Origin of the sequence: Streptomyces sp. SID1328 (assembly GCF_009865595.1) — a bacterium.
Lineage (GTDB): Bacteria > Actinomycetota > Actinomycetes > Streptomycetales > Streptomycetaceae > Streptomyces > Streptomyces griseoluteus.
The window spans coordinates 20,167-27,941 of sequence record NZ_WWKH01000325.1; the positions used below are offsets into that span (position 1 = coordinate 20,167).

Here is a 7,775-nt window from a genome sequence, read left to right on the forward strand (position 1 = left end):
GTACCGGTACCCGGCGGGGGGAGGCTGCCGCTGCGGGAGAATCTTCCGCAGCACACCGAGAGGACGAGACGTGAGCCTTGCCGCAGACCGGCCCGCGCAGCCCGCCCCCGCCCGGGGCAGGCCCCGCAGCGAGGCCGTGGAGCGCGCCATCATCGAGGGCGTGATGAAGCTCCTGGAGGACGGCGTACCGCTGGCCGACCTCTCCATCGAGCGGGTCGCCCGCACGGCCGGGGTCGGCAAGGCCACCATCTACCGCCGGTGGAGCGGCAAGGAGGAACTGTTCGTCGACGTCCTGCGCACCGCCGAACCCCCCGACCCGGAACTCCCCGGCACCTCCATGCGCGACGACCTCGTCGTCCTCCTGGAGACCCTGCGCCGCCGGGGGCTGGCCAGCCGGTCCTCGGCGATCATGCACAACGTCTACGTCCAGGCGAAGTGCAGCCCCCGCATCTGGGCCGCCTACGAGGCGAGCGTCATAGCGCCCCGCCGGGCCCTCGCCCTGGACGTGCTGCGCCGGGGCCAGCACGACGGCGAACTCCGTACCGACATCGACGTGGAACTGGCCAACGACATGTTCGTCGGCGCCATGCTCGTCCGCACCGTCCTGCGCCCCGACGCCGACCTGCCCGAGGGGCTCGCGGAGGAGATCGTCGACACGCTGCTCGCCGGCCTACGGCCCGTCAGGCCCCCGGCGCAGTAGCCCGGATGTGCGTGTTTCGTCACAGAAACCCTCCGTGCAGGGGCTTCTCGGAACTGATGGCGCCGCCTCGCACGTCCTCGTCTTCCGAACGGCCGTCATGGGACGGCGGAACGGAGCCCGGCATCCCCTAGGGTCGTACACACACACGGGGGGATGACGGAGTGCACGGCAGGCAGTGAGGCACGGTATGGCGCAGCAGGCGTACATGACGGAGACGGACAACGGCGGCTCGGGGCCCGAGCGACCAGTGTCCCGGCTTCGGCGCCTGGCGCACCGCCTGTTCGGCGGCTGGCGCGGCGATCCCCGCATCTGGCGCCGGGGGCTGGTCACCGCCGCGCTCGCGCTGCTGCTGGCGCTGGTGATGGTGGTCCACTCGCGCATCCCGAACCGGCTCGGCAACCTGGGCAGCCTGATCGAGACCTTCCTGCCCTGGCTGGGCCTGGCGATCCCGGTGCTGCTGGTGCTCGGCCTCGTCCGCCGCTCCGCCACCGCGCTGATCGCGGTGCTGCTCCCGGCGATCGTCTGGCTGAACCTGTTCGGCGGGCTGCTGCTCTCCGACAAGTCGGGTACCGGCGGCGACCTGGTCGTGGCCACCCACAACGTGAACGCCGACAACCCGGACCCGGCCGCCACCGCCCGCGACGTCTCCGCCTCCGGCGCCGACATGGTCGCCCTGGAGGAACTGCCCGCCTCCGCCGTGCCGGTGTACTCCACCGCGCTCAAGGCCACGTACCCCTACCACTCGGTGGTCGGCACGGTCGGGCTGTGGAGCAAGTACCCGATGAGCCAGGTCGAGCCGGTCGACATCAAGCTCGGCTGGAAGCGGGCGATGCGCGCCACCGTCTCCACGCCGGACGGCCTGGTCGCGGTGTACGTCGCCCACCTGCCCTCGGTGCGGGTGAAGCTGGAGGCCGGGTTCACCGCCCGGCAGCGCGACAAGAGCGCCGACGCGCTCGGCGAGGCCATCGCGGACGAGACCCTCACCCGCGTCGTGCTGCTCGGCGATCTGAACGGCACGATGAACGACCGCTCGCTCAACGCCGTGACCTCCCAGCTCCGCTCGACGCAGGGCGCGGCGGGCAGCGGTTTCGGCTTCAGCTGGCCGGCCGCGTTCCCGATGGCGCGGATCGACCAGATCATGGTCAAGGGCGTCGAGCCGGAGAGTTCCTGGACCCTGCCGCGCACCAACAGCGACCATCTGCCGGTGGCGGCTCGTGTGAAGCTCGACATGCCGTCGTAACCCGCAGGAATACTGGCCTTGAAAGACTTTGTTCCGTACGGGAACATAGAAGATTCCCCCTGAGCCCTGTACGGCACTTTCGTTCTGAGAGGTCCCCTTCATGCCCCTGGCCCTGCTCGCCCTTGCCGTGGGCGCCTTCGGCATCGGTACCACCGAGTTCGTGATGATGGGCCTGCTGCCCGACGTCGCGGACGACCTGCACATATCCATCCCGACCGCCGGGCACCTGGTCTCGGCGTACGCGCTGGGCGTGGTCATCGGCGCTCCGCTGCTGGCCGCGGTCACCGCCCGGATGTCCCGCCGCACGGTGCTGATCGGCCTGATGGCCGTGTTCGTCGCGGGCAACGCGCTCTCCGCGTTCGCCCCCGGTTACGAGTCCCTGCTCGCCGCCCGCTTCCTGAGCGGCCTGCCGCACGGCGCCTTCTTCGGCGTCGGCGCGGTCGTCGCCACCGGCATGGTCGCGCCGGAGCGCAAGGCACGCTCGGTCTCCCTGATGTTCCTCGGGCTGACCGTCGCCAACGTGGCGGGCGTGCCCGTGGCCACCCTGATGGGCCAGCACATGGGCTGGCGGGCCACCTTCCTCGGGGTCAGCGCCATCGGTCTGGCCGCGATAGCCGCGCTCGCCCTGCTCATACCGGGCGACCACACCCACGCCACCTCGGCGGGGCTGCGCCACGAGCTGGCCGCGCTGAAGTCCCTGCCGGTCTGGCTGGCGCTCGGTACGACGGTCGCGGGCTTCGGCGCGCTCTTCGCCGCGTACAGCTACGTCACCCCGATGCTGACCGACTCCGCCGGTTTCGCCCCGGCCAGCGTGACGCTGCTGCTCGCGCTGTTCGGCGTCGGCGCCACCGCGGGCAACCTGCTGGGCGGACGCCTCGCCGACCACGCGATGCGGGGCACGCTGTTCGGCGGCCTGGCCGCGCTCGGCGTCGTCCTCGCGCTCTTCCCGCTGCTGATGCGCGCCGAGTGGAGCGCGGCGCTCGGCGTGGCCCTGCTCGGCATGGCCGCCTTCGTCACCGGCTCCCCCCTCCAGCTCATGGTCATGGAGAAGGCCGCCGCGGCCCCCTCCCTCGCCTCCTCCGCCAACCAGGCCGCCTTCAACCTGGCGAACGCCGGCGGCGCGTGGATCGGCGGGCTGGCCCTGGCGGCGGGCTTCGGCGCGACGTCGCCCGCGCTGGCGGGTGCGCTGCTCGCCGTCCTCGGCCTGGGTGTCGCGGGCGTCGCGTACGGGGTGGACCGGCGACGGGCGTCCGCGCCCGCGGGCCGGCTCGTGGCGGCGCACGTTCCTGAGGCGCAGGAGACGGTGCACCGTTGAGTTCCGCCCACTGACGGCCCGAGGCCCTTGGCTAAGGGTGCGGCTTCTCGCCCCTCGCCAGCATCGCCACGTACTTCTCGATCCGGCGGGCCCGGGTCTCGGCCCTCTTGGCGTCCTGGACCCGGTAAAGGATCGCGTAGCGGTTCGGCCGGTCCAGCGTCTCGAAGAACTCCGCAGCGGCCGGATCGGCGGTCAGGGCCGCCATGAGGTCCTCCGGCACCGTGGCGGTCCTCGCGCCGTCGTAGGCCGCCTCCCAGCGGCCGTCCGCCTTCGCGCGGTCGACCTCGGCCTGTCCGGGCGGACGCATCCGGCCCTGCGCGATCAGGGCGGCCGCCTTCTCCCGGTTGACCTTGGACCACTTGCTGCGCGGCGTGCGCGGGGTGAAGCGCTGGAGCCACCACTGATCGTCGAACGTGGCCTTCTGGCCGTCGATCCAGCCGTGGCAGAGTGCCGCGTCGAGCGCCTGGGTGTAGTCCAGCGCCACGATTCCGGGGCGCTTCCTGCGCAGCTTGAGCCAGATGCCGGGCGAGACGGCGTGGTTCTCGCCGAGCCATGCCTCGAATGCCTCGGCGGTTTCGAATGCGACGATCTCCAGGTCCCGGGTCACCCCGGCAGCGAACCACACCACCGACGGGGTGGGGCAGCCCTGTCGGCAACATGTCGGTGCTTTGTCGGTGCCCCCTGGCACAGTCCTCCCCATGACGCGAATCGATGAGAACCCCGGCGGCGGCCGTTCCGCCGTGTCCGTGCGGGGGATGGTCAAGCACTACGGCGAGACCAAGGCGCTGGACGGGGTGGATCTGGAGGTCCGGGAGGGGACCGTGATGGGGGTGCTCGGGCCGAACGGCGCCGGGAAGACCACCCTCGTACGGATTCTGTCGACCCTGATCACCCCGGACGCCGGCGAGGCGCTCGTGGCCGGGTACGACGTGGTGCGGCAGCCCCGGCAGTTGCGCCGGGTGATCGGGCTGACCGGGCAGTACGCCTCGGTGGACGAGAAGCTGCCCGGCTGGGAGAACCTGTACATGATCGGTCGGCTGCTGGACCTGTCCCGCAAGGACGCCCGCGCCCGCGCCGACGAGCTGCTGGAGCGTTTCTCCCTGACCGAGGCGGCCAAGCGCCCCGCCTCCACCTACTCCGGCGGCATGCGGCGCCGCCTGGACCTGGCCGCCTCCATGATCGGCCGCCCGCAGGTGCTGTTCCTGGACGAGCCCACCACCGGCCTCGACCCCCGGACCCGCAACGAGGTCTGGGACGAGGTCAAGGCGATGGTCGGCGAGGGCGTGACCGTGCTGCTCACCACCCAGTACATGGAGGAGGCCGAGCAGCTCGCCTCCGAGCTGACCGTGGTGGACCGGGGCAAGGTCATCGCCGGCGGCCGGATCGAGGAGCTGAAGGCGAAGGTCGGCGGCCGCACCCTGCGCGTACGCCCCATCGACCCGCTCCAGCTGGAGCCGCTCGCCACCACGCTGGACGAGCTGGGCATCACCGGTCTGGCGACCACCACCGTGGACCACCAGACCGGCACCCTGCTGGTGCCGGTCCTCAGCGACGAGCAGCTCACCGCGGTCGTCGGCGCGGTCACCGCGCGCGGCATCACCATCTCCTCCATCGTCACCGAACTCCCCAGCCTGGACGAGGTGTTCCTCTCGCTCACCGGCCACCGCGCCAGTGCCCCGCAGGACGCCACGCCCGCCGATTCCCGCGAAGAGGTCGCCGTATGAGCGCCATCACGACCGTCCCGTCCGTACCGCCGGCGGACTCCCGCATCACCCTGCGCGGCCACCTGCGGCACACCGGCGCCCTCGTCCGCCGCAACCTGCTGTGGATCAAGCAGGACCCGGAGTCGATGTTCGACGCGCTGCTGATGCCCGTCGTCTTCACCCTGCTGTTCGTGTTCGTCTTCGGCGGCTCCATCGGCCAGGCCCTCGGCGGCGGCCAGGACCAGTACGTGCAGTACGTCATCCCCGGCATGCTGGCGATGATGAGCATGACGATGTCGCAGGGCGTCGGCACCGGCTTCAGCCAGGACTTCAACAGCGGGGTCATGGACCGGTTCCGCTCGCTGCCCATCGGCCGCGGCTCGGTGCTGTTCGCCAAGCTCGCGGTGGAGCTGGGCCGGATGCTGTTCGCCACGGCCGTGCTGATGGTCGTCGCCGTGCTGGTCGGCTTCGACATCACGAGCTGGCCGGGCCTGTTCGCCACCGTCGGACTGGCCACGCTGTTCGCGTCCTCGATCATGTGGGTCTTCCTCACCCTGGGCGTGGTGATGAAGAGCGCGCAGTCCGTGCAGGCGATGGGCTTCCTGGTGCTGTTCCCGCTCCAGTTCGGCTCGTCCATCTTCGCGCCGACCAAGTCGATGCCCGGCTGGCTGCAGGCGTTCACCGACTACAACCCGCTGTCCACGCTCGCCGACGCGGCGCGCGGTCTGATGGTCGGCGGCCCGGTCGCCCACGACCTGTGGGTCACGGTCGGCTGGTCGGTGGCGATCACCGCGGTGATGGCACCGGTCGCCATCCACAAGTTCCGCACCAAGACCTGACGTTCACCGGGGCACCGTTCACCGCTTCACACCAGGGCGGTGGCCTCCACGAGGGAGAGGCCACCGCCTTCGGCGTACGCGGCGCGGAACGCCGTCTCGCCGAGCACTTCACGGATACGGGCCGCCGTGCGGTCGTACGCCCGCTGCTCCACCTGCGGCCGCAGATGTCCCTCCGGCATCAGGGCCGCCGAGGCGCCCAGGCAGCGGGCGGCGTCCAGGGCGCGGGAGCCGTCGGGGACGAGGGCCAGGGCGAGCGCCGCGACGGTGAGGCAGACGGTCGGCATCTGCGGGACGACCACCTCGCACAGCGAGTCGCCGGCCAGACCCAGCGCCCGGCGCACACCCTCCAGCGCGCGCTCGGAGTGCCCTTCCTCGGCGTCCAGCCAGGCTTCCTGGGCCAGGATCATGGTGTCGAAGACGATGAACCGGGAGAGCACGAACTCCTCGCGCAGCAAGGTGAGTTGAGCGCGCGCCTCGGCGGTGCGCCCGGTGACCAGGAGCCAGGAAGCCAGATGCAGCCGGGCGACCGGCATGGCCTCGCTGTGCCTGCCGTCCAGTTCGTGCACGACCTCCTGCAGCAGCCGTTCGCCCCGCTCCTCGTCCCCCGCCTCCAGCAGCACATTGCCGAGGCGGGCGCCGAGGACGGCCATCTGGGCGCGGGCCCCGAGGTGTTCGGCGTGCGCCATGGCGCCCTCGTAGTCGGCGGCGGCCTGGCGGTACATGCCCTTGCGCTCATGGGCCTCGCCGCGCGCGGACAGCGCCTCGGCGAGCCCCCAGTCGTCGCCGAGACGCCGGTAGATCTCCAGTGCCTCGTCCGCGTCGCGGGTGGCGTCGCCCGCCCACGTGGCCCGGTTGGCCAGCAGGTTGGCGCGGGTCTGGAGGGCGCCCGCCAGCTCCCACTCGTAGCCGGGCGTCTCCCGGCAGGTGCGCACGGTGGCGTCGGTGATCTCGGGCAGCCGGCTCACGCCGTGGACGAGCATCTCGGCGAACCACCAGAGCATGCCGGGCGAGCGGCAGGTCTGCGGCAGGCCGGGGCGGTAGACCTCGGTGACGACGGTCAGCTTGTCCCGCGCCGCCGGGCTCTGCCACGCCTCCATGTCGGTGTCCATGCAGGCCAGATGGGCCAGGTGCAGCCCGCGCCGGGCCTCGGCGAGGTCCTCGCCGGTGAGCGGCGGCGGGGTCTCGGTGCTGCGCCGCCACACCGGCTCGGCGGGCGCGGCCGGTTCCGCGAACGGATCGGGGCCGAGCGCCATGACCTCCTCGCACCAGGCCCGTACCTCCAGGCGCTGGTCACGCATCTGCCAGTACCAGAGCAGGGACAGCACCATGCACAGCCCCTCCTGCTCGTCGCGCAGGGCGACGGCGTGCCGGAGGGCGGTGCGCAGGTTCTCGTACTCCACCTGGATGCGGTCGATCGCCTCGCGCTGGTGGCGGCCGCGCAGCAACGGGTCGGTGGTGCGGGCGAGTTCGCGGTAGTAGGTGAGGTGGGCGCGCTCGGCGGCGGCGCGCTCCCCGCTCTCGTCGAGCCGTTCGCCGGCGTACTCGGCGACGGTCTCCAGCAGCCGGTAACGCATGCCGGAACCGGCGGAAGGGGCGGCCACCACCAGGGACTTGTCGACCAGGGAGCCGAGCGTGTCCAGGGCGACGGGCCCGCAGACGGCCTCGGCGGCGGCCAGGTCGCAGCCGCCCGCGAACACCGACAGCTTGCCCAGGACCTCGCGTTCGCCGGCGTCGAGCAGGTCCCAGGACCAGTCGACCACCGCGCGCAGGGTCTGCTGGCGGGGCAGGACGGTGCGGCTGCCGGAGGTGAGCAGCCGGAACCGGTTGTCCAGCCGGTCCGCGATCTGACGGGGCGTCAGCATGCGCAGCCGGGCGGCCGCCAGCTCGATGGCCAGCGGCAGACCGTCCAGGCGGCGGCAGATCTCGGCGCACGCCTCGGGGTCGTCGGCCACCGTGAAGCCGGGGCGGGCGGCCGCGC

At 72.1% G+C, this 7,775-nt stretch carries 6 protein-coding genes and 1 pseudogene; 5 read left to right on the top strand and 2 right to left on the bottom strand.

Going from position 1 to position 7,775, the window contains the following annotated elements; genetic code table 11:
* Positions 1-70 precede the first annotated feature (70 nt).
* From GT030_RS09490 to GT030_RS09500, 3 genes are all read left to right on the top strand, one after another.
* Positions 71-700 (top strand): TetR/AcrR family transcriptional regulator, encoded by a 630-nt coding sequence (locus tag GT030_RS09490; RefSeq protein WP_346009601.1) that lies wholly within the window; start codon positions 71-73, stop codon positions 698-700.
* A 187-nt stretch (positions 701-887) separates the two neighbouring features.
* Positions 888-1,940, top strand: a complete 1,053-nt coding sequence (locus GT030_RS09495) for an endonuclease/exonuclease/phosphatase family protein (RefSeq protein ID WP_161200710.1) — start codon at positions 888-890, stop codon at positions 1,938-1,940.
* A 100-nt stretch (positions 1,941-2,040) separates the two neighbouring features.
* On the top strand, positions 2,041-3,255 hold the full coding sequence (locus tag GT030_RS09500) for an MFS transporter (RefSeq protein ID WP_161200711.1): 1,215 nt from the start codon (positions 2,041-2,043) through the stop codon (positions 3,253-3,255).
* Between the two features lie 31 nt (positions 3,256-3,286).
* On the opposite strand, the gene GT030_RS09505 is transcribed toward GT030_RS09500, so the two are convergent.
* A complete protein-coding gene (locus GT030_RS09505) occupies positions 3,287-3,880 on the bottom strand; it encodes a YdeI/OmpD-associated family protein (RefSeq protein ID WP_161200716.1) in 594 nt (197 codons plus the stop codon).
* A gap of 73 nt (positions 3,881-3,953) precedes the next feature.
* Between GT030_RS09505 and GT030_RS09510 the strand changes: the two genes are divergently transcribed.
* Positions 3,954-4,979, top strand: a complete 1,026-nt coding sequence (locus tag GT030_RS09510; protein WP_161200712.1) for an ATP-binding cassette domain-containing protein — start codon at positions 3,954-3,956, stop codon at positions 4,977-4,979.
* The gene (locus GT030_RS09515) at positions 4,976-5,797 is read left to right on the top strand and encodes an ABC transporter permease (RefSeq protein WP_161200713.1); all 822 of its coding nucleotides are present in this window, start codon (positions 4,976-4,978) and stop codon (positions 5,795-5,797) included. The genes GT030_RS09510 and GT030_RS09515 overlap by 4 nt, the downstream gene beginning before the upstream one ends.
* Positions 5,798-5,823: 26 nt before the next feature.
* Here GT030_RS09515 and GT030_RS09520 read toward each other — a convergent pair.
* Positions 5,824-7,775, bottom strand: a pseudogene (locus GT030_RS09520) (AfsR family transcriptional regulator); the annotation flags it as partial.